18 protein-coding genes are annotated in these 22652 nt (G+C 37.0%); all 18 read left to right on the top strand.

Annotation, left to right across the window (positions count from 1 at the left end; all coding sequences use genetic code 11):
- Positions 1-100: 100 nt before the first annotated feature.
- The 18 genes from M948_RS24985 (at position 101) to M948_RS24900 (ending at position 22626) form a co-directional block, all read left to right on the top strand.
- Complete coding sequence (locus M948_RS24985) at positions 101-1834, top strand: cache domain-containing sensor histidine kinase (protein WP_021289090.1); 1734 nt, start codon at positions 101-103, stop codon at positions 1832-1834.
- Between the two features lie 3 nt (positions 1835-1837).
- Entirely contained in the window at positions 1838-3325 is a 1488-nt protein-coding gene (locus M948_RS24980) for a response regulator transcription factor (RefSeq protein ID WP_021289089.1), read from the top strand.
- A 126-nt stretch (positions 3326-3451) separates the two neighbouring features.
- A complete protein-coding gene (locus M948_RS24975) occupies positions 3452-4750 on the top strand; it encodes an extracellular solute-binding protein (protein ID WP_021289088.1) in 1299 nt (432 codons plus the stop codon).
- Between the two features lie 29 nt (positions 4751-4779).
- Positions 4780-5655 (top strand): carbohydrate ABC transporter permease, encoded by an 876-nt coding sequence (locus M948_RS24970; RefSeq protein WP_021289087.1) that lies wholly within the window; start codon positions 4780-4782, stop codon positions 5653-5655.
- Positions 5656-5727: 72 nt separating this feature from the next.
- Entirely contained in the window at positions 5728-6495 is a 768-nt protein-coding gene (locus M948_RS24965; protein WP_081674659.1) for a carbohydrate ABC transporter permease, read from the top strand.
- 23 nt (positions 6496-6518) lie between these two features.
- The gene (locus M948_RS24960; RefSeq protein ID WP_021289085.1) at positions 6519-7106 is read left to right on the top strand and encodes a DUF624 domain-containing protein; all 588 of its coding nucleotides are present in this window, start codon (positions 6519-6521) and stop codon (positions 7104-7106) included.
- A 342-nt stretch (positions 7107-7448) separates the two neighbouring features.
- Positions 7449-8549: an amidohydrolase/deacetylase family metallohydrolase gene (locus M948_RS24955; RefSeq protein WP_021289084.1), complete on the top strand. Its 1101-nt coding sequence runs from the start codon at positions 7449-7451 to the stop codon at positions 8547-8549.
- Positions 8527-9630 (top strand): DgaE family pyridoxal phosphate-dependent ammonia lyase, encoded by a 1104-nt coding sequence (locus M948_RS24950; protein WP_021289083.1) that lies wholly within the window; start codon positions 8527-8529, stop codon positions 9628-9630. Before M948_RS24955 ends, M948_RS24950 begins: the two co-directional genes overlap by 23 nt.
- Before the next feature lie 2 nt (positions 9631-9632).
- The gene (locus M948_RS24945; RefSeq protein ID WP_021289082.1) at positions 9633-10388 is read left to right on the top strand and encodes a 2-dehydro-3-deoxy-phosphogluconate aldolase; all 756 of its coding nucleotides are present in this window, start codon (positions 9633-9635) and stop codon (positions 10386-10388) included.
- Entirely contained in the window at positions 10381-11397 is a 1017-nt protein-coding gene (locus M948_RS24940) for a sugar kinase (RefSeq protein WP_031334979.1), read from the top strand. The genes M948_RS24945 and M948_RS24940 overlap by 8 nt, the downstream gene beginning before the upstream one ends.
- An 89-nt stretch (positions 11398-11486) precedes the next feature.
- The gene (locus M948_RS24935) at positions 11487-12812 is read left to right on the top strand and encodes a GntT/GntP/DsdX family permease (protein ID WP_021289080.1); all 1326 of its coding nucleotides are present in this window, start codon (positions 11487-11489) and stop codon (positions 12810-12812) included.
- Between the two features lie 155 nt (positions 12813-12967).
- Positions 12968-13678: a GntR family transcriptional regulator gene (locus M948_RS24930; RefSeq protein ID WP_021289079.1), complete on the top strand. Its 711-nt coding sequence runs from the start codon at positions 12968-12970 to the stop codon at positions 13676-13678.
- Positions 13679-13815: 137 nt separating this feature from the next.
- Positions 13816-15285, top strand: coding sequence for an alkaline phosphatase family protein (locus M948_RS24925; protein ID WP_021289078.1), 1470 nt, complete (start codon positions 13816-13818; stop codon positions 15283-15285).
- Positions 15286-15376: 91 nt separating this feature from the next.
- Positions 15377-15928, top strand: a complete 552-nt coding sequence (locus M948_RS24920; RefSeq protein ID WP_021289077.1) for a YkoP family protein — start codon at positions 15377-15379, stop codon at positions 15926-15928.
- Between the two features lie 24 nt (positions 15929-15952).
- A complete protein-coding gene (locus M948_RS24915; protein WP_021289076.1) occupies positions 15953-17056 on the top strand; it encodes an MGDG synthase family glycosyltransferase in 1104 nt (367 codons plus the stop codon).
- Between the two features lie 182 nt (positions 17057-17238).
- Entirely contained in the window at positions 17239-19224 is a 1986-nt protein-coding gene (gene uvrB, locus M948_RS24910; protein ID WP_021289075.1) for an excinuclease ABC subunit UvrB, read from the top strand.
- 4 nt (positions 19225-19228) lie between these two features.
- Positions 19229-22105, top strand: a complete 2877-nt coding sequence (uvrA, locus tag M948_RS24905; protein WP_021289074.1) for an excinuclease ABC subunit UvrA — start codon at positions 19229-19231, stop codon at positions 22103-22105.
- Positions 22106-22272: 167 nt separating this feature from the next.
- Positions 22273-22626 (top strand): YojF family protein, encoded by a 354-nt coding sequence (locus M948_RS24900; RefSeq protein ID WP_021289073.1) that lies wholly within the window; start codon positions 22273-22275, stop codon positions 22624-22626.
- The last annotated feature ends 26 nt before the right edge of the window (positions 22627-22652 follow it).

Below are 22652 nucleotides of genomic sequence, written 5' to 3'. Positions count from 1 at the left end.
ATTTGTAGAAAGGAAATGAAGGTGATATAGTAAAAATACGGTTAATTCAGAAAATTTAAATATAGAATTTGGTATTCTTTGATAAAGGATGCAATGCGAAATGAAAAAATGGTTTCATCGTTCACTAAAAAATCAACTCATTGCCTTTATTCTAATCGTGGTTCTTATTCCTATCATCATTTTAGGGCTGATTTCGTATTATTCTACGGTTCAACTATCTAAGGATCGTGCGGAAATTTCTGGTGAAAGTTTTCTAGAACAAATACAAGATTCCATATCATTTATTATCAATGATGTGGAAAATATGTCCGTGTTCTTAATAGGTAATCAGGCAGTTCAAGAATATTTACAGGTGGAGGGAGATCCCATTTATCCTCAACGTGAGATATATGGGTTTTTATCAAATCTAGCTTTTTCCAAACAATATATTGATGATATTATTATTTACCCATCAAACGGGAATTCGCCAATTTCCACGAATTTAGTTATGGATACAGAAGAAATGGGAATTTTTGACCGAATTCCTTCCAACAAATGGTGGTCTTATCGAAAAGAAAATGAGACAGTGGATGGACGACAGGAGAGAATTAGTTTAACCAGACCCATTCGTAGTACAAGTGACTTTGAGCAAATCGGTTATTTAACAATTAACTTAAATGTAAAAGTGATTGAAGCGTATTTAAATGCAGGGGAATTAGAGTGGGATGGTTCTGTATTCATCCTCAATAATGGAAAATTACTATCAGGTAATCAAACAGTCAGTCAACAAGTCGATAGCAGCGAATTACAACAAATTATTGATCAAACAAAGCAGGACCGTTTCACCTATGAATTAGGAGCAGAAAAATTCACGATCTTTACTAAAGAAATCGAAACAGTGGGTTGGGATTTAGTAAGTGTCATACCTTTTCAAGAATATAGCTCGCAGAATAAATATATCTTATGGCTTACCGTTTATTCTGTTATTCTCGCTGGGGTATTAATAACTGCACTGGTTATTTTCTTTATTTCTAAAGTATTGCGCCCACTAATTAAATTAACGGACACGATTCGAACAGCAAATCCAGGGGATAAGTTAAGCGCAGTTGATAGTTTTTCCTATAATGAAATTGGCGATTTGATAAGTAGTTATAATCAGTTGAATGAACGTATTTCGGTGTTAATGCGCCAAGTTCAAAAGAACGAAGCTATCAAAAGGCAAGCAGATTTGCAAGCGCTTCAATCCCAAATAAATCCACATTTTTTATATAACACATTAGCATCCGTTCATTGGATTGCATTACAATCGCAAGCGTATGATATTTCTAGAGTCGTATCTTCTTTAAGTACATTTTTACAGTTTAGTCTGAATAAAGGTAATGAATATTGTACGATTGAACAAGAAGTTGGCCATGTTCGCCATTATGTTGACATTAAAGAAATACGTTTTCCAGACACATTTTCTTTACAACTCGATATTCCAGAAGAGATCAAGCAGGATTGTATACTAAAGCTTATTTTACAGCCGTTAGTTGAGAATAGTATTAAACATGGCTTCTTTTCCCTCCAACAACATTATGGAAGGATTAAGATAACCGCAGAAAAAAAGGATAACCGAATTCATTTTGCAGTGATGGATAATGGTGCTGGGATGTCGGAAGCGAAAAGGAAAGAATTACAATCTCAATTTTTGGAAGATCCATTGTCTAGTGGTGTTATTGGTACAAATTATGGCCTTCGTAATGTCAATTTACGTTTGTGTTTACATTTTGGACAAGCTAGTGGGTTACGAATTTTTAGTGAAAAATTAGCCGGTACGACAATCCAATTCTCTATTCCAAGAAAAGGAAGATGACCGATGAAAGTACTAATTGCGGATGATGAGATTATTATTCGAGAAGGGATAGCAAATGTGATTCCTTGGGAGGAAAATGGTTTCCTATTACTTGATCCTGCGGCTTCAGCGGAAGAAGTGATAGAACGAATAGAAACGGAGAAACCAGATATTTTAATCACTGACATTCAAATGAAAGAGATGAACGGACTTGAACTTGTTTCATATATTGGAAAGAAAAATTATTGTATCGAAAGTATTTTGCTAACAGGGTATGATGACTTTGCCTATATTCAAGAGGCACTCAGGCAGGATGTATGTGATTATTTATTAAAAACTAGCAGTCCAGATGAAATAATCACTGCAGTTAACCGGGCAAAAAAACGATTAGAAAAAGATAAAAAATATCATCGTTGGTCAAACGCGGCATATTCAGAAGAGAAAAATACAATAGTACAAACTCTATTTCATCAACGAGATTCGAAAGATCAAGCAAAATTGGCGGAAGCTCTTCCCGAATTAGCTACTCCCCCTTATCAACTTATTCTGATTGGGACAACCCTTGATACGCAGACATTACATTCTTATGAAAAAATATGGAATGGGTATTTATATGGAACGTGGTTACATGATGACCGGTTTACGTTGATACTTACAAAACGAAATACCTATTTAGAGGACGGTTATTTATTACAAATGGCAATCAAAAAAATACGTCAGATGGTCCAACAGCCAATATTCATGAGTAACGTTATATCAACCTTAAATGAATTGCCGTATAAATATGAACAGCTATCGCAGCTTCACTTATATAAATATATATTCACAGATGCTGTTACCATCAGTGAACAAATGGTTAAAGAAAGAACCGGAATTGCCTATCACGAGAGAAAAGAAGAGTTTCTTCAGCAACTTATAACGTTTCTTCATAATGGAGAATATGACAACTTAATTACTTGGGTGCATGCATTTCATACTTGGTTATTTTCGCATTCTCAAGCTACTCCGGATTCTATCCAGTTTTATGTGCAAAATTTGTACATGGAAACCATAAGATATATGAATCGAATTCAAGATCATGAACGGCGTTACGAATCAATTCCTTCAGCAAGTAGTTGGTTTCAACGACCTACGGAAATATTGCAAGCACGATTTTCCCAATTACAGCAGGATTTCCAAAAGCAAGCACAAAAGAATTCAAATTATGTGGAACAAAGCATTTACTATATAGAGGAGCATCTTGGACAATCACTATCTTTACAAGAAGTGGCCGGATATATTTCAATCCACCCTAATTATTTAAGTGAACTAATTAGAAAGAAAACAGGAAAATCCTATGTTGAACTAGTAACCATACTTCGTGTGCAGAAAGCAGTTGACTTTCTTCTGTATACTTCTTTAACAGTTAAAGAGATTGCAAAAAATATTGGATATAATGATCGAAAGTATTTTACAAAAATTTTTAAAAAACATTATGGTGTCACTCCAACACAATATCGCCGTCGAAATTAACGATAAACATGATATAAGATTATTTAAAATACTTAGAAATTTAACCCCTGATATGATATTCTTCCCCCTTAACGAGGGGGGAAGGTTTTCTTAAACTAAAGCTAAGTACTAATAAGGGGGGATTTTATGAAGAAAGCACTGCTAGGACTTGTCATAGTATTAATGCTGACAGGCTGTATTCCAAATGCGGATAGTGAGACAACAAATGAAGAGACGAGTGGAAAAACAACGATATCTATTTGGCATAACTTTGCTGGTGACGATTTACGAGCAAGAAAAGTTAGAGATATGATTGCATCCTTTGAGGAAAAGAATCCTAACATAGAAGTAGATGAACAAGCGATCCCAGTAGATGGTTATCGGCAACGAATAAGTACTGTTGCTGCTGCTGATGAACTTCCAGATGTTTTCCTTACCTACGCAGGAAGTTTTACCGATGAATTCTATCATGGTGATTTAATTCAACCAATTACTCCGTTGTTTAATGAGCATTCAGATTGGAAGAATGCATTTCTTGACGGTGCATTAGAGCCGTATAACTATGATGGTGAATTGTACTCGGCACCTGTTGCGATGTCAGCTACGTCATTCTTGTATTACAACAAAGATATGTTTGAGGAACATCATTTATCTGTTCCAAAGACATGGAATGAATGGATGGAGGTTATCGAGGCTTTTAATCAGCAAGGTATTACACCAATAGCACTCGGAAATAAAGCTCCTTGGGTAGCGCAATCAACGACATTCGGTGCAATCGCTGATCGGGTTACAGGTACAGAATGGTTTCTAAATGCGGTTGAACAAGATGAGGCTTCCTTTACCGATCCAATTTTTCTTGATGCATTAAATCGTTTTAAACAATTAGTTGATAAAGGTGCGTATGCTGATGGAGCTAATAGTATGGACAATACACAGGCAGAGCAGTATTTTGCTCAAGGAAAAGCAGCAATGATGATAAATGGCGCTTGGTCATTGAGTAGCTTAGGTGCTTCCCAATCAGAAGAAGTATTAAATAATATTGGTGTAGCTGTCGTTCCAACAATTGAAGATGGAAAAGGATCTGGGAATACCATTACTGGAGGCCCTGGTGGCGGATTCTTACTTAGTAGTAAGACAGAAGGAAAAGCAAAAGATGCAGCACTCGATCTTATTTATAAGCTGAGTAATGCCGAAGCACAGAAACAAATTGCAGAAAGTAATTCCATGGTAATGTATGATGTTGAAATTGACAAAAAGAATGTAAACCCCCTATTCTATGAGGCCTTTAATTTAATCCGCGAGGTAGAATTTGCTCCTGTCTATGATTTGTACTTAACTTCAGAAGCAGGTGAAGCTGTTAACAATGGGCTTCAGGAAATTATGTTAGGTGGAGATCCTGAAAAGGTAGCAGAAACGATTCAAAAGGCTCAAGCTTCCAATGAATAATATGGCACAGCAAATGGGGAGGAAATGATATGCAAGCTAACTTAAAGCTAAAAGGGTTGTTGGTCATTACGTTGCTCCCAGCCCTTTTGCTTTATTCTTTTTTTGTCATTATTCCAATATTTTGGTCTTCCTACTATGGATTTTTTGAGTGGTCTGGGTTAGGAGAGGCAACATATATTGGATTTGAAAATTACATGGAAGTTATACAAAGTTCTGTTTTTTGGAGATCATTTAAAAATAATATGATTATCGTTGCTGCATCTGTGTTTGGACAGGTTCCAATTGCGTTGGCTTTAGCATTAATGTTACGAAAGCGCAATTGGTTTCAGAAAGTGGTAAGATCAGCGGTTTTCTTACCAATGGTTATTTCCACAGTGGTTGTCGGATTAATTTGGGGGTATATTTATGATCCTGAATTAGGAGTTATCAATGCTGTATTACGAGCAGTTGGGTTAGAATCATGGACGAAATCTTGGCTTTCCGACCCTTCTGTGAATATGTATGCGGTAGCCGTTCCAATTATTTGGAATTATATAGGACCATACTTAATTATTTTTATTGCAGCTATTCAAAATATCCCTTCCGAAATGGAAGAAGCAGCAATGATTGACGGTGCTTCCGGGTGGAAAAAGTTAATTTATATTATCTTACCAAATATGTGTACCACAATTAAAGTTGCAGTCGTGTTGTGTATCTCTGGAAGTTTAAAGGCGTTTGACCAAGTATTTGTAATGACTGGCGGGGGACCAGCCGAATCTACAGAAATATTAGCTACCTATATGTATAATAATACTTTTCTTGTTTATCGTTATGGCTATGGGTCAGCCGTTTCTACAATGATTATTATTTTAAGCTTGATTCTAATAGGGATTAGTCAACTATTGATGCGAAGAAAAAATGGATAGGAGGGGGAATAGATATTGAAAAAACGATGGTTTCATTTAATAAAAGTTACATTTCTAAGCATATTTTCGCTAATGATGATCTATCCCCTATATTGGTTAATTACAAGTTCATTTAAGTCGAATGAGGAATTCTTTGCAGAACCATATGCTTTTCCGACAAGTATTTCCTGGGGGAATTTCACAAGAGCATGGGAAGTGGCTGACTTAGGAACTGCCATGATTAATTCCGTTATTGTAACCGTATCAGCCACTGCGTTAACTGTTTTTCTTGGAGCGTTAACCGCATATGTGTTGTCTCGGTTTACCTTTCGTTTAAAGGCGTTTTTAATGGTGTTCTTTTTGTTAGGAATGCTAATTCCCATTCATAGTACATTAGTGCCTCTGTTTACCATGATGAATCAAGTTGGATTACTGGACACTTATTGGGCGTTGATTTTACCGTATACTGCTTTCGAACTTCCAATCGCGATCTTTTTGACGGTGGCTTATATGAGTTCGATACCAAAAGATTTAGAAGAAGCAGCTGTCATCGATGGAACAGGGTATTGGGGAATTTTCTTTCGAATCATGCTTCCTTTAAGTGTACCTGCATTGTCTACAGTAGCAATACTGTCTTTTTTAAGGTATTGGAATGAGTTTGTATTTGCGCTTGTATTTATTAATGACAATTCGTTAAAAACACTTCCATTAAGTCTTTCCATTTTCTCAGACGGCTTCAGTACCGATTATGCGCTGACAATGGCCGCAATGACCATTGCAGTTATACCTACCATTATTATGTATCTTCTTTTCCAAGAGCAAATAATGAAAGGAATGGTAGCAGGTTCCGTAAAAGGCTAATTCAATAAAGGGCGGTGTCATGAATGCGGGTCATTTTAGAAAAATATACGAATATACTGCAACAATTATATTGGTTTGCATATTTACAACTACTTTGGGTAATTTTCAGTGTTTGCGGGTGTATCATCTTTGGTATTTTCCCAGCCACCTATGCCTTATTTCATATTTGGAAAGATTTTCAGTCGGATACTTCGACGACAAAAGCATTGTTTCAGCAATTTCATCATGTGTACATGACATCGTTTTTCTCATTGAATAAAGCAGGTATGCTTTGGCAAGCAATGGTCCTATTAATTAGTACAAATCTAGTCATTATTCATCCCGATTATGTACTGTTTAAATGGATGGTTTTGGGGATGTTAGGTTTCCTATTGTTAAGTGTGATTCATTTCTTCAGACAAGTTGATTTGAATGGACAAATAATCGGACAAATAAAGAAATCGTTTATGCTTGTTTTATTATATCCCAAAAATAACGCTATTTATATGATCGTTTTCTTAGGTCTTATCCTATCACTATATGTATTACCCGGTGTGACTTTCTTTTTTGGAGTGAGTCTTTCAATCTATTTAATCGTACAGTTTGATCGCAAAACAGATTGTATTTTTTGAAATAACGGGAAGTCGGACAAAAAAATGCCAGTTAAGAGAAAACCGAACGAAATTCGAATTTGTTCCTTTCTATTCGGTTTCGTTCGGTTTTTATTTATTTGATTACAATCTGTATTAGAATAAGCTGATTCGTAGTTTTGGCTAGTATAATAGCAGTTAAGTGAAAATGTGGGGGTTCCTTTGGTAAGCGACTTGCCAACTTAGTTGTGGTCGTACTGTAGGAACAATGTTCAGAATGTAAATCATCTAATTTCATCAAACATTATAACGTTATATTTACTTATGGAGAATTTCATGATATGCTTTTCTTAAATCGATAAATATTAGAAAAGGTGAATGGAGATGAAGGATCGATTTGTAGTACGTAATGTAAAACGTACTGATGAAACGATAATCGACATTGTAGTAGAAAAAGGAAGAATCATAGATATAGCAAAAGCTGGATATGGTCAAGGAGAAAATGTATACGACTATTCCGGATACTATATATCTAGTGGGTGGATTGATCTGCATGTTCATGCTTTTCCAGAATTTGATCCTTATGGAGATGAGGTTGATCAAATTGGAGTTAAACAAGGAGTAACAACTATTGTTGATGCTGGTAGCTGTGGTGCTGATAGAATAGCAGATTTAGCGGCTAGTAAAAGACAAGCAAAAACCAACTTATTTGCTTTTTTAAATGTTTCTCGTATTGGATTAGCGAGAGTAGATGAACTATCCAATTTGAATTGGATTGATCAAGCAAAGGCCATTCATGCTGCACAAACCCATCATGATATTGTCATCGGGTTGAAGGCTAGAATGAGCAAAAGCGTAGTAGGAGAAAGTGGGATGAAACCTCTTAAAATCGCAAGAGAACTTTCGAATAAGACAGCATTACCTTTAATGGTACATATTGGTTCAGCACCACCAAAGGTTGAAGATATTATTCCTTGTTTAAAAGCAGGTGATGTTATCACCCATTTCTTAAACGGTAAATCCAATAATTTATTTCAAGCAAATGGAGAACCGTTAAAGGTCTTGACAGATGCCGTGAATCGAGGGGTTCATTTAGACGTTGGCCATGGGACATCTAGTTTTTCATTTAAGTATGCAGAAGCAGCGAAGCAGCACGGTATAAAATTCAATACGATAAGTACCGATATTTATCGTGGTAATCGAGTAAATGGTCCAGTATACAGTATGGCCCATGTGCTGACAAAGTTCTTATATTTAGGATATTCACTAGAAGATGTAATTGATGCTGTAACGATTCATGCAGCTAACTGGCTTGATAAGCCGGAGCTTGGTCGAATTAAAGTAGGAGACCGAACAAATTTAACGCTATTTACAATTAAAGATAAACAGACAGCACTAACTGATTCTGAAGGGGAACAACGAAGCTATTCTAAACAAATTCAACCTAAAGGAGTGATCATTAATGGGGAAATCATTGAATGCTAAGTATGGAATGAAACGTGTCATTAATGCAAGTGGACGTATGAGTATACTTGGTGTTTCGTCTCCAAGTGATACGGTTATGGAAGCAATGAAATATGGCGGACAAAACTATGTAGAAATAGCAGATTTAGTAGATAAGGCGGGAGATTATGCAGCTAGTATACTTGGTTCGGAAGCTGCGATCGTTGTGAATTCCGCATCCAGTGGGATAGCACTTTCTGTAGCTGCACTTGTTACAGAAGGTAATCAGCGCAAAAGTGAACGACTGCATCAAGATGAACTAAGTAAAAATGAAGTAATTATCTTAAAAGGTCATAACGTTCAGTATGGTGCTCCAATCGAAACAATGGTTTATCTTGGCGGCGGGAAGCTTGTAGAGGCAGGCTACGCAAATGAAGGGAAAGCTGTACATATAGAGGAAGCAGTTTCGGAACGTACGGCAGCTATTCTTTATGTGAAATCGCACCATGCTGTACAAAAAAATATGATCTCTGTAGAGGAAACGTGGAAGATAGCAAAGGATAAACGGGTGCCACTTATTGTAGATGCAGCTGCTGAAGGAGATTTACAAAAATATGTTTGCTATTCGGATTTAGCCATCTATAGTGGTTCAAAAGCAATTGAAGGACCAACTTCTGGAATTGTCGGAGGGAAGCGTAAGTACATTGATTGGTTAAAGGTTCAAATGCATGGCATCGGGCGAAGCATGAAGGTAGGTAAGGAAACAACTTTTGGTTTACTTCAAGCATTAAAAGAGTATGGCAATAAAGAAGATAATTCAGAACAAGAAAAAGAAATGTTGCAAGCTTTAACTCCTTTAGGTGAATTAACTGGAGTAGATGTAACTATTGTTCAAGATGAAGCAGGAAGGAATATCTATCGGGCGCGAATACTAGTGAACCCTGAATTAGCAAAGATAGATGCAAGTAATGTAGTAGATCAATTACGCAATGGGGAAATTGCAATTTATACCCGTGATTATGGGATAAGACAAGGTTTCTTTGATATTGATCCACGACCACTACAAGCTGATGATATTCAGATTATAGCTGCAAGATTAAAAGAAATCATTGGAGGAGAATAAAGATGTCTACAATAAAAAAACGATTCTATAAAGACAGAGTTGCTCTAAATGTTTTGGCAGATGATATAGAGAATGCCAAAGAGGTTTTTGAAGCTGCGTATGGCTACGTATTAATTGGCGTGCTTTCAAAAAATTATGAAACAGTTGAACAAGCCGTGGCGGCTATGAAGGAGTATGGGAAAGCAATTGATGAGGCGGTATCCATTGGTCTTGGGGCAGGTGATAATCGTCAAGCTGCTGTTGTTGCTGAAATAGCCAGCCAATATCCAGGGAGTCATATTAACCAAGTTTTTCCGGCAGTTGGTGCAACGCGAGCTAAGCTAGGAGGAGAGGATAGTTGGATTAATGCATTGGTTTCCCCGACTGGAAAAGTTGGTTATGTGAATATTTCTACAGGCCCAATTAGCGCCTCCCAACATGAACAAGCAATCGTTCCGATTAAGACAGCAATTGGACTAGTACGTGATATGGGAGGGGATGCATTAAAATATTTCCCGATGAAAGGCTTACGTTATGAAGAAGAGTACCGGGCCGTTGCAAACGCATGTGGAGAAGAAGGATTTGGACTAGAGCCAACAGGTGGTATCGATAAAGAAAATTATGAAAGCCTTTTACAAATCGCTCTAGAAGCAAACGTACCTAAGATTATCCCTCATGTTTATTCATCGATTATTGACAAGGCTACAGGGAAGACAAAGGTGGATGATGTAGCAGAGTTAATCCAAATGACAAAGAAATTAGTTGATAGCGATGAGTAAACACATTGCAGCATTTGGGGAAGTCATGATGCGACTTCAGGTTCCGGGGTATGAGTCTTTAGCACAAGGAAGGACATTGAATTATTCCTTCTCCGGGACTGGAGTCAATGTTACTTCAGCAGTAGCACGCCTTGGTCATACAGGTTACATGATATCTACATTGCCGAAAAATCCGATAGGTGATGCTGCAATGTCATTTATTCAAAAACTAGGTATTGTACCTTCGTATATATCGCGTAATGGTGAAAATCTCGGAATGTATTTTTTAGAAAATGGATTTGGAGTACGTCCTAGTCAAGTTACCTACTGTAATCGGCAAGAAAGTAGCTTTAATACAGCGACAACGGATAACTATCATTTTCAGAAGATTGCTGAAGAGATCGATGTCATTCATTTTTGCGGGATAACCTTAGCAATGAATGATCAAGTACGAAGTCAAATGAAATCGCTTGCTAAAGCAGTGAAAGCAAATGGAGGAAAAGTGGTATTTGACTGTAATTATCGACCATCTTTATGGGGAGAAGGTGGGTATAAAAAAGCGAAATCACATTATGAGGAAATGCTCCATTTGTCTGACTTGGTAATGATGAATGAACAAGATGCAAAATATATTCTTGAATTAAAGACAAATAAGCTAGAACGGAAGGAGCAATTGATCGATCTCCTCCCTATCGTTGCACAAACGTATCAAATTCCAGTTATCGCTGGGACGCATCGCGTCATCGACAGTGCAAATTTCCATTCCTTGCAGGGTTTTATGTATAAGGATAATTCACTTACTTTTGCTGAGCCTGTATCTTTTCAAGTACTTGATCGAATTGGAGCAGGAGATGCATACACAAGTGGGATTTTACATGGAGAAATCAACGGATTTTCACCTGAGAAAACCGTTGCGTTTGCAACCGTTGCGGCTATGCTCGCTCATACGGTTGTGGGAGATACACCTACAGCAAGTGAAAATGACATTTTCCAAGCGATGAATCACGCTTCTTTGGATTTAAAAAGATAGGCATCCCTCTTCATTTAGGACGCCTTGTTCAATTGCTTTATGATGTTACATGAAACAACTTTATGACTAACAGCAAAGGGGTAAACTCGATGGATATATATTTGTTAATTATTACATTGCTTTCGATTGTCATTGTTATTTTGGGTGTATCATGGTGGAACTGGCATGCATTTATTAGTTTAACCGTTGCAAGTATGTTCTTGGCAATTATGTCTGGTTTATCCATGGATTCAATTGTTACAGCTTATGAATCGGGTGTTGGAAGCGTATTAGGACATTTAGTCGGAATCCTAGCTTTCGGTACTATTTTAGGAAAGATGATGTCGGATTCTGGTGCGGGCGTACAAATAGCTAATTACTTTGTGCGACTCTTTGGGGAGAAAAAACTGCCCTGGGCGATGCTGTTTTCAGGTTTTATTATCGGGATACCTGTATTTTTTGAGGTAGGAATTGTTATATTATTGCCACTGGTCATTGCGATTCGAAAGAAGACAAATCAAAATATATTGTTGATTGGATTGCCAGTAATTGCTGGTTTATCCATTGTACATGGTATCGTACCTCCTCATCCAGGAGCGATGACCGCAATAAGCATTTATGGTGCGAATTTAGGAAGTGTACTTTTATATTCACTCATCATTGCACTTCCTCCAGCAATTATAGCAGGACCACTCTTTGCAAAGTGGATACATAAGCGTGTTGCTCCAAAAGGGGAGCCAAGCGTTGTTCGTCCAGAATCACCGTCCCAACAATTACCTAGTATTGGAGTTTCATTTTTCATTATTTTAATGCCGATTCTATTAATCTTGCTATCTGTTTTTGCACCTTACTTGGAATTACCTGACGTATTTACAGAATTTCTAGTGTTTATTGGAAGTCCTGTAATAGCACTGTTACTTGCCTGCTTTGCAGCATATTATTTGCTTGGTTTTCGACAAGGGATGGATAAGCAGTTAATCAAGAAATTAACAGATGAATGCATACTGCCTATTGGTTCCATTATATTAATTATTGGCGCAGGTGGTGGATTTAAAGAAATTCTGATTGAAAGTGGCGTTGGGGAGACGATTGCTCAAATGGCACAGCACTTTTCTCTATCTCCAATTGTATTAGCTTTTGTAGTTGCAGGATTAATTCGAGTAGCTACCGGTTCAGCAACCGTAGCACTTACTACTGCTGCAGGAATTGTATCGCCTGTTATTGCAAATATGTCAGGTGTTAATTTAGAATTACTAGTTATAGCAACCGGAGCAGGCTCACTTATGCTGTCTCATGTAAATGATGCCGGCTTTTGGTTAGTAAAAGAGTACCTTGGATTAACAGTAAAAGAGACTTTTAAAACCTGGACAGTCCTGGAAACGTTATTATCGTTTATTGCTTTTGGATTGGTTTTAATTATTGATATATTCATTTAAGTGGTATTCCAATATGGCAAGGCTCACAAGCTCGTAGTGATGCCTTGTCACGCATACATACGAAGAATCAGGCTTATCTTTCTTGTTAAAACGATTATTTATAGTAAAATAGATCTGTGGTAGAAGCGATAAGAAGTCTGATAAGGGATGATTTTATGAAGCTAACATCTAAAAAAGGACCTTTATATTTTCAGGTGAAAGATATTTTAAAGGAGAGAATTATTAGCGGCTATTATCCGAAAAATGAATTAATTCCTTCTGAGCCTGTACTTGAGCAAGAATTTTCTGTAAGCAAAATAACCATTCGCAAAGCTGTTGAACAGTTAGCCAATGAAGGATATGTAGAGAAAAGAAGTGGTATAGGTACCAAGGTTATTGATAATAAAGTTGCCCCGAAACTTTCAAGAGGGCAGAATTTTTCAGAGTTGTTAATAAAGGAAGGATTTGATTTAAAAAAAGAAGCTATAAATATTTCTACTGTACGTACGAAGGATAATCCATTTCTTCAACAGCATATGGGAGAAGCATGTTATTGTTTAGAACGTCTATATTTGTTAAATGACCAGCCGTATATTTATTTAACTCACTATTTTCCGATAACTGCTCATTTAGCCTTAGATTTAGAAGTATTTCAAGGTTCACTCTATGAATTACTTTATGAGAAGGGGTTAGTTATGAATCGTTTTAACGATGAATTCGATGTAGAAATTCCTTCTGATAAAGTAGCATCTAAATTAATGGTCGATCAAAAACCATTACTAAAAAGAATGAGGTATTCCTATAATATAGATGAAACGTTAGTCGAATATTCAACAGCTTATTATCAAACAGAAATCCATCGATATGTGGTGCAGTATAATGTTTGATTGACAGGATAAACCCTATTATTTAATGGGGTTTTTTTCATTTTGTATAGAGTGAAATTGTCCATGTATATTAACGTCTGCGTTGTTCATATTAACAAAGGACAAGCGCGTTATTAACTGTGTAAGGGTGGAAGAACATGGAGAAAAAACCTATTATTTTATTAAATATTGATTCATTAATGGCTCATCCCCTGGAACTTGCCGTTCAAACTGGTCGTGCTCCAGCACTTCAATTTTTAATGGAAAATGGCTTGTATGATCCGGCAATGGTTAGTTCATTTCCTACGATGTCTGTAACGATTGATAGTAGTTTATTAACCGGAACGTATGCTGATCAGCATCATATACCTGGGTTAAGTTGGTTCGATATGGAGAAAAACCAGTTTGTTAATTATGGGACAGGGTTTCGTGAGACATTTCGCTTAGGCATGCGAAGGTCGATACATCAAATGTTATATGCTTTGAATAATGAACATTTAAGTCATCATGTAAGTACGATTTATGAAGAGTTAGCTAAAGAGGGGATATCCTCTGGTTCCATTAATTCGTTTGTCTACAGGGGGAATGTCCCACATCGATTAAAAACACCTCGATTTCTAAGCGCCTTTACATATTTTAAAAACGGAGAATGGTCCACCCAAGCTACCTCGCTTTTTTCTTTAGGGACATTTTCCAAGATCCGACCTACGGGTTTTACCCCACAGATCGCTGCTGGTAATCTTAAATATACCGCTAGAGAACTTCGTTACTTAATACGAAAAAATAAATTACCAGCGTTTACTTTTTGTATCTTTCAAGATATGGATGCACGATTACATTTTAAAGGACCGATGGATATCAAAGGCATAGTTAAGGTGGATCGTCAAATCCAAAAAATCTTAAACATGTACTCGGATTGGAATGAGGCAATTAAACAATCTATTTGGATTGTTATTGGCGATAATGGCCATTCTGCAACAGGGATTAAATATAAAGATGTGGTAATTGATTTACGAAAGGTTTTGACCAAGTACCGCATCGCTAAAATTCAGCGTTCCATACAAAAGAAAGACCAACTGGCTTTTTGTGTTAATCAACGCATGGCTTATATTTATAAATTAGATGATAAGGTGCAGACACATGCGATTATTAAACAATTAAAACATGATCATCGAATTGATGTTATCGCATGGAAGGAAAAAGGGTCTGTCTATGTAGAATCAGGCATGAATAAAGGAAGATTAACCTTTCATCCAAATGGAGAAGATCAAGATGTTTATGGTCAATTTTGGAGTTTAGAAGGGAGGCTTGACCTGTTAGATATATCATGGCAAGGGAATAAGCTGCAATATGGGGATTTTCCTGATGCGCTTGCTCGTTTATATGGAGCTTTGTTTTCGCAACAAGCAAATTGTATTGTCGTAAATGCGAAACCTGGTTGTGAATTTAAAGCGCAATCTACACCATTTCACCTAAGTGGAGCTGCACATGGATCATTGCATAAACAAGAATCGCTTGTACCACTCATCATTGCCGGTACAAAGATGAAGCCACGTTTCTCTCGAATTGTTGATATGAAATCTTTTATTATTGCATTGGTTGAACAGTATAAGGGAAAAGGAAAGTAGGTGTGGACCATTAGGAAGCCAAAAACTTCCTTTTATATTATTAATAAATTCATCCAAAATAATAAAAAGTGATATTTTGGAGTGGAGTAAAATGCCAATGAGAGAGTATTTATTAGGGTTCTGGGGAAGTGTTGATCCAATTTATTTTGCATGTACACGTTTAAGGTATGTTGCGGATACGAATCAGCAAAAAACCCTTCTACGTGTACGCCTTACAAAGTATAAAGGAGCGAGAATTGTACTATCAGATGGTACCATCATCGAAAAAAATGATGTGTTAGTAAAAATCCATCTTCATAATGTAAAATTGATTAAGGAATTGAGCACCATTCCAAACGAAATGAAACGAGCTGTTTTCATTTATCATAGCATAAAACAAGCGATGCCAAATTTAGCCATGTTTTTACAAAGCCATCCAAGCAGCAGACAAATAAAAGGAATCATTGGGATAACAAGTTTATGTCGGGGAGCAGAAAGACTTGGATTTGAAAAATCAGCTCTATGCAATCGTTATTATCGGATGTATAAAAAAGCAACCTTATTACCAATAAACCTATTAGCTTCCAACAAAGGTATAGAACCTGTTTATCTATTTATGTCAAAAAATAAATTATTGAACAAATACGGGACAAATACGAAGTAATTTGTCTATTGGGTGGAGTTTATTATGAATCGATTATCAGATACAGAAGCGTTATTTCTTCCCTTTTTGCAAATTCCAAGTGGACATCATCATGTAGCTGATACGCTCATGACAGAATATAACCAGGTTTATCCTCAAAAAAGATCGATTAAATTGGATTTATTAGCCTATAGCTATGGAAATCTAGAGGCAGTTGTTTCCTCCATTTATACAAATTGGATAAAGTACTTTCCTGATTCTTATGATCGATTATATCAACAACTAGCATTTAAAAAGGCAACAAAGCGTACCCGTCATTTTCATTACGAACTCTTATTTCGACCATTCTTAGATAAACTAATAAAGGATACAAATCCTGAAATTTTATTTTTTACCCATGCTTTACCCTCTAATATGGCTAGTGTATTAAAACAAAAGAAAAAGTTGTCAGCCATTACGGTGAATGTGTACACTGATTTTTTTATTAATCGATTATGGGGGATTAATGGAATTGATTTTCATTTTGTTCCCTCCGTATCCGTAAGGGATTTCTTGATTCGTTTAGGAGTTAGAGAAGATGCTATTTTTGTAACTGGTATACCAGTTCATCCCGTCTTCCGTCAAAGCAGAGTACAGACAGCATTTCGTCAATCCCTCCTTGTTACAGGAGGCAGCCTTGGAACGGGGAGAATGAATGAGTTATTATCTTCTGGTAATTTGCCTACACAATGGCATCTATATATTTTGTGTGGGCAGAATCGCCAATTATATCAACATTTATTACAAAAGCAACTACCGATGATCACTCCTATTCCATATATCGAATCAAAGCAAGAAATGAATGAGCTTTATCAAAAGGTAGACGCTGTCATCACGAAACCCGGCGGGGTAACAATTAGCGAATGTTTAATAAAAAAGAAGCCGATCTTTATTTACAATGCATTACCTGGCCAAGAAAAAATAAATGTGCAGGAATTATCTCAATTAGGTTTAATACATCAATTAGGTGAAGAAGCACTTGAAACACAAATAAATCGTTATTTTATGGAAGGTAATGATAGCTATTTTATGAATCAATTAAAAAGGTACGATGAAGAACGAATAAACCAAACAATTGGAGAACTAATACAACGAATCATGAACAGTTAAAATCATTGGCAATCCTATGCTAATGATTTTTTATTAGAATAGAATGGTTCCTGATTTCGTGTTAAGGGAATGCTAGAAGAAGAAGGAAAAGCAAAATAATCGAATATCTGTTCGTTTTTGTGTTAAAATGTATGGAAAGTGTGATATTATAGTTGTAGTTATTAGGATCGGAGGAGTTTCTAGTGGAAAATAAGTTTGAACTGGTGGCAAGTTATGAACCACGTGGCGATCAGCCAAATGCAATTAAAGAGATAGTCGAGAAAGTAAAGGCTGGTCAGCGTCATCAAACATTATTGGGAGCAACAGGCACTGGAAAAACATTTACAATGTCTAATGTTGTTAAAGAAATAAATCGACCAACTTTAGTGATTGCCCACAATAAAACATTAGCTGGGCAACTATATAGTGAATTTAAAGAATTCTTTCCTAATAATGCTGTCGAATACTTTGTCAGCTATTATGATTATTATCAGCCAGAGGCTTATGTCCCTTCTACAGACACATTTATAGAAAAAGACGCAAGTATTAATGATGAGATAGATAAATTACGACACTCCGCAACCTCAGCGCTTTTTGAACGGAATGATGTATTAATTGTTGCGAGTGTATCTTGTATATACGGGTTAGGTTCTCCAGAAGAATATAAGAGTCAGGTTCTATCCATACGTACAGGCATGGAAAAAGATAGAGATCAACTTTTGCGTGAACTTGTTGATATTCAATATGCGCGAAATGACATTAACTTCCAACGTGGTACGTTTCGGGTACGTGGCGATTCTGTTGAAGTAATCCCTGCCTCAAAGGAAGAGCATTGTATTCGTATCGAATTCTTTGGAGATGAAATTGACAGAATTCGTGAAGTCGATGCCTTGACTGGGGAAATTATTGGCGATCGGGAACATATTGCAATCTTCCCTGCTTCTCACTTCGTTACAAGAGAAGAAAAGATGAAAGTAGCCATTAAAAATATCGAGCAGGAATTAGAGGAACGGTTAAAGGAATTACGAGAACAAGATAAATTATTGGAAGCGCAGCGGTTGGAACAACGTACACATTATGATCTGGAAATGATGAATGAAATGGGTTTTTGTTCAGGGATTGAGAATTATTCACGCCATTTGACGCTTCGTGAAAGCGGAGCAACACCTTATACCTTACTTGATTTCTTCCCTGAAGATTATTTAGTGGTTGTTGATGAATCACATGTTACCTTACCGCAAATTCGTGGAATGTATAATGGTGACCAAGCAAGAAAACAAGTTTTAGTAGATCACGGATTTAGACTCCCTTCTGCATTGGACAATCGGCCATTGAAATTTGAAGAATTTGAGAAAGCTACCAATCAGCTTGTCTATGTATCTGCTACGCCTGGTCCATATGAAGAAGAGCATTCACCAGAGATGACAGAACAAATTATCAGACCAACTGGATTATTAGATCCAGTTGTAGATGTGCGTCCAATAGAAGGACAAATTGATGATTTAATCGGAGAAATTAATAACCGTACCAAACGAAATGAACGTGTTCTTGTGACGACGTTAACGAAAAAAATGTCAGAGGACCTTACGGATTATTTGAAAGAGATCGGCATTAAAGTTGCTTATCTACATTCTGAAATAAAAACATTAGAGCGAATAGAAGTAATTCGAGATCTAAGGGTTGGTAAATACGATGTTCTTGTTGGGATTAATTTACTTAGGGAAGGCCTGGATATTCCGGAAGTATCACTTGTAACTATCTTAGATGCAGACAAGGAAGGATTTTTACGTTCTGAGCGCTCTCTTATTCAAACGATGGGACGCGCAGCTCGTAATGAAAATGGGATGGTTATTATGTATGCTGATAAAATAACGAACTCGATGCAAATAGCAATAGAAGAAACCAACCGCCGTCGTCAGAAACAAATGGCCTATAATGAAGCGCATGATATTACACCAATGACGATTAAAAAAGATGTTCGTGATGTTATAAAAGCAACCGTTGCTGCAGAAGAGCAGGCAGACTATGATGATGGAAAAACCAAAAGTATTAGTAAGTTAGCATCTGAAGATAAAGATAAGGTAATCGAACAAATGGAAAAAGAAATGAAAGACGCTGCAAAAGCTCTAGATTTCGAAAAGGCTGCAGAGCTTCGTGATATTCTACTTGAACTAAAAGCAGGAAGGTGATGAAATGCCTAGTAAATCAATTAATATTCAAGGTGCCAGGGCTCATAATTTAAAGAATGTCGATGTTACAATTCCTAAAAATAAATTAGTTGTACTCACAGGTCTTTCCGGTTCAGGGAAATCTTCGTTAGCATTTGATACGATCTATGCAGAGGGACAACGGAGATATGTAGAATCTCTTTCTGCGTATGCAAGACAATTCCTTGGCCAAATGGATAAGCCAGATGTTGATGCCATTGACGGGTTGTCACCTGCAATTTCAATTGACCAAAAAACAACTAGTAAAAACCCTAGATCAACTGTAGGGACCGTTACGGAAATATATGATTATTTGCGCTTGCTTTACGCAAGGGTCGGGCATCCGACTTGTCCTAAACATGGCATTGAAATATCTTCACAGACGGTTCAGCAAATGGTTGATCGAATTATGGAATACCCGGAACGGACAAAAATGCAAATCCTTGCTCCAGTTGTTTCAGGGAGAAAGGGAGAACATGTAAAGGTATTCGAAAGATTGAAGCAAGAAGGGTATGTTCGGATTCGTGTTGATAAGGAAATGCGTGAAGTTACGGAAGATATAAGATTAGAAAAGAATAAAAAACATTCCATTGAAGTAGTCATCGATCGAATTGTTGTAAAAGAGGGGATAGCAGGCCGCCTCAGTGACTCCATTGAAACAGCCTTGTCTTTAGGAGAAGGGAATATCATTGTTGATATCATAGGAGATGAAGAAATAACCTTTAGTGAGAACCATGCATGTCCTATTTGTGGTTTTTCAATTGGAGAATTGGAGCCGCGGTTGTTTTCGTTTAACAGCCCATTCGGTGCATGTCCGACTTGTGATGGATTAGGTACCAATTTAGAAGTAGATTTAGATTTAATTATTCCCGATTGGACGAAATCATTAACAGAACATGCTATTGCTCCATGGGAGCCAATTAGCTCCCAATATTATCCACAGCTTTTGAAGAGTGTTTGTGAACATTATGATATTGATATGAATAAGGCTGTGAAGGATATACCGAAAGAGAAAATGGAAAAAATCTTATATGGAAGTGGAAAGGAAAAAATACATTTTCATTATGTGAATGATTTTGGTAGTGTTCGTGATAGTCATGTTGTATTTGAAGGAGTTATCAATAATGTCGAACGGAGATACCGAGAGACCTCTTCTGATTTCATTCGTGAAACACTAGAAAAATATATGTCACAAAAAAATTGTCCGACATGTAAAGGACACCGTTTAAAAGAAGGTGCACTAGCTGTACTTATCAATGGAAAGCATATTAGTCAAGTAACAGATAATTCGATTGTAGAAGCAAAACAGTTTTTTAATACGGTAGACTTTTCTGAGAAGGAAGCTAAAATAGCTAAAATGATTTTAAAGGAAATCGATAATCGCTTGGATTTCTTGAATAATGTAGGATTGGATTATTTAACATTGTCACGTGCATCAGGAACTTTATCGGGTGGTGAAGCACAGCGTATACGGTTAGCGACTCAAATAGGTTCTGCATTAACAGGAGTCTTGTATGTGTTAGATGAACCCTCGATTGGTTTACATCAGCGTGATAATGATCGATTAATTGCATCATTGAAGCGAATGCGTGATTTAGATAATACGTTGATCGTGGTAGAACATGACGAGGATACGATGCTAGCAGCCGATTGGCTAATAGATATTGGGCCAGGTGCTGGTGAGCATGGTGGAGAGATTGTTGCTAGCGGCACACCAGAAAACGTAATGAAACAGAAGCAATCCTTAACTGGTCAGTATTTAGCTGGTGAGAAATTTATTCCTTTACCTACCAAGCGCCGAAAAAAAGATAAGCGTGCGATTGAAGTAGTCGGAGCAGAGGAAAATAATTTGCAGAAAGTTACAGCGAAATTTCCGATCGGCTTAATGACTGTTGTAACAGGCGTATCTGGGTCTGGAAAAAGTACACTCGTCAATGAAGTATTATACAAGTCATTAGCCAAAGAATTGCATCGTGCGAAGGTTAAGCCTGGAAAACATAAGAAAATCAAAGGGATAGAGAATATTGATAAAGTCATTGATATTGATCAATCGCCAATTGGAAGAACTCCAAGATCTAATCCAGCAACATATACAGGCGTATTTGATGATATTCGAGATGTATTTGCTCAAACAAATGAAGCAAAGGTTCGTGGTTACAAAAAAGGACGTTTCAGTTTTAATGTGAAAGGCGGCCGTTGTGAAGCTTGTCGTGGAGATGGCATTATAAAGATTGGGATGCATTTCCTTCCTGATGTATATGTACCTTGTGAGGTATGCCATGGCAGTCGTTATAATCGAGAAACATTGGAAGTAAAATATAAGGGAAAAAACATTTCAGAAGTATTAGAGTTAACAGTGGAAGAAGCGCTAGAATTCTTTGCAAATATCCCTAAAATTAAACGTAAACTGCAGACAATCTACGATGTAGGATTAGGTTATGTTAAACTTGGTCAACCTGCCACTACGTTATCAGGTGGGGAAGCGCAACGAGTGAAATTAGCTAGCGAGCTGCATCGCAGGTCGAACGGGAAGTCATTTTATATTTTAGACGAGCCAACGACTGGTTTACATGCAGATGATATTGATCGATTACTCAGGGTATTACATCGACTGGTTGACAATGGAGATAGTGTATTAATCATTGAGCATAATTTAGATGTTATAAAAACAGCCGATCATTTAATTGATCTAGGACCTGAGGGAGGGGCCCGCGGTGGACAAATCATTGCCTCTGGCACTCCTGAACAAATTGCAAAAGAAGAAGCATCCTATACCGGTAACTATTTAAAGCCGGTATTAGAGCGTGACCAACAGCGGATGAAAGAAACGATGGAGTCCAAAGAAAAAGTAGCCTCTAAATAAAAGAAACAGCGTGTAGAAAAACTTATTTGTTTTTCTACACTTATTTTTTATAGTGTGAAACACGTTGAAGGTTCAAACCCATGTTAATGTCATCATGGTTCAATCTTTTGACGGTTTTCAGTTCTTTCGATAAGCTAAAAGAAGAGTGTAAATTGGGAGGACATGAAATGAAACCAATCGAAATGGAAAACGTACAAAACTGGTTAGATGCGTTTACAAATAAGCAAGTCTATATACATGTTGAAACGACGAACGGAGCTTACGCAAGTCATTTTGATGACAAAGCCTATAATGTTGGGGCCTACGTTAGAAATGTACAAATTACCTTTCAACAAGCGAAAATTGTCGGTGATGGTAACGCACATCGTGTTGGCTTAAAAACAGATAATGGCTGGATTTATGCCGAGGGACTAACGGATTGGGTGATTCATGAGGAGTCAAAATTATTGCTTGCTGGCCATGATCGTGATGGTAAGTTAATGGTTGCACTACAAATTAGTGAAACCCCATTTGATTATTAAGAAAATGAGAAGGAGAGATAGGTGAT

The organism is Virgibacillus sp. CM-4, from assembly GCF_000445495.1.
GTDB lineage: Bacteria > Bacillota > Bacilli > Bacillales > Amphibacillaceae > Virgibacillus > Virgibacillus salexigens.
This window is presented reverse-complemented; position numbering and strand designations above follow the sequence as displayed.

Coding starts and splice junctions, on each gene's coding strand:
- M948_RS24925 (WP_021289078.1), top strand. CDS start 13,816: ATGGAGAAAAAACCTATTATTTTATTAAATATTGATTCATTAATGGCT.
- M948_RS24920 (WP_021289077.1), top strand. CDS start 15,377: ATGCCAATGAGAGAGTATTTATTAGGGTTCTGGGGAAGTGTTGATCCA.
- M948_RS24930 (WP_021289079.1), top strand. CDS start 12,968: ATGAAGCTAACATCTAAAAAAGGACCTTTATATTTTCAGGTGAAAGAT.
- M948_RS24940 (WP_031334979.1), top strand. CDS start 10,381: ATGAGTAAACACATTGCAGCATTTGGGGAAGTCATGATGCGACTTCAG.
- M948_RS24970 (WP_021289087.1), top strand. CDS start 4,780: ATGCAAGCTAACTTAAAGCTAAAAGGGTTGTTGGTCATTACGTTGCTC.
- M948_RS24915 (WP_021289076.1), top strand. CDS start 15,953: ATGAATCGATTATCAGATACAGAAGCGTTATTTCTTCCCTTTTTGCAA.
- M948_RS24985 (WP_021289090.1), top strand. CDS start 101: ATGAAAAAATGGTTTCATCGTTCACTAAAAAATCAACTCATTGCCTTT.
- M948_RS24955 (WP_021289084.1), top strand. CDS start 7,449: ATGAAGGATCGATTTGTAGTACGTAATGTAAAACGTACTGATGAAACG.
- uvrA (WP_021289074.1), top strand. CDS start 19,229: ATGCCTAGTAAATCAATTAATATTCAAGGTGCCAGGGCTCATAATTTA.
- M948_RS24960 (WP_021289085.1), top strand. CDS start 6,519: ATGCGGGTCATTTTAGAAAAATATACGAATATACTGCAACAATTATAT.
- M948_RS24975 (WP_021289088.1), top strand. CDS start 3,452: ATGAAGAAAGCACTGCTAGGACTTGTCATAGTATTAATGCTGACAGGC.
- M948_RS24965 (WP_081674659.1), top strand. CDS start 5,728: ATGATGATCTATCCCCTATATTGGTTAATTACAAGTTCATTTAAGTCG.
- M948_RS24945 (WP_021289082.1), top strand. CDS start 9,633: ATGTCTACAATAAAAAAACGATTCTATAAAGACAGAGTTGCTCTAAAT.
- M948_RS24935 (WP_021289080.1), top strand. CDS start 11,487: ATGGATATATATTTGTTAATTATTACATTGCTTTCGATTGTCATTGTT.
- M948_RS24980 (WP_021289089.1), top strand. CDS start 1,838: ATGAAAGTACTAATTGCGGATGATGAGATTATTATTCGAGAAGGGATA.
- M948_RS24950 (WP_021289083.1), top strand. CDS start 8,527: ATGGGGAAATCATTGAATGCTAAGTATGGAATGAAACGTGTCATTAAT.
- M948_RS24900 (WP_021289073.1), top strand. CDS start 22,273: ATGAAACCAATCGAAATGGAAAACGTACAAAACTGGTTAGATGCGTTT.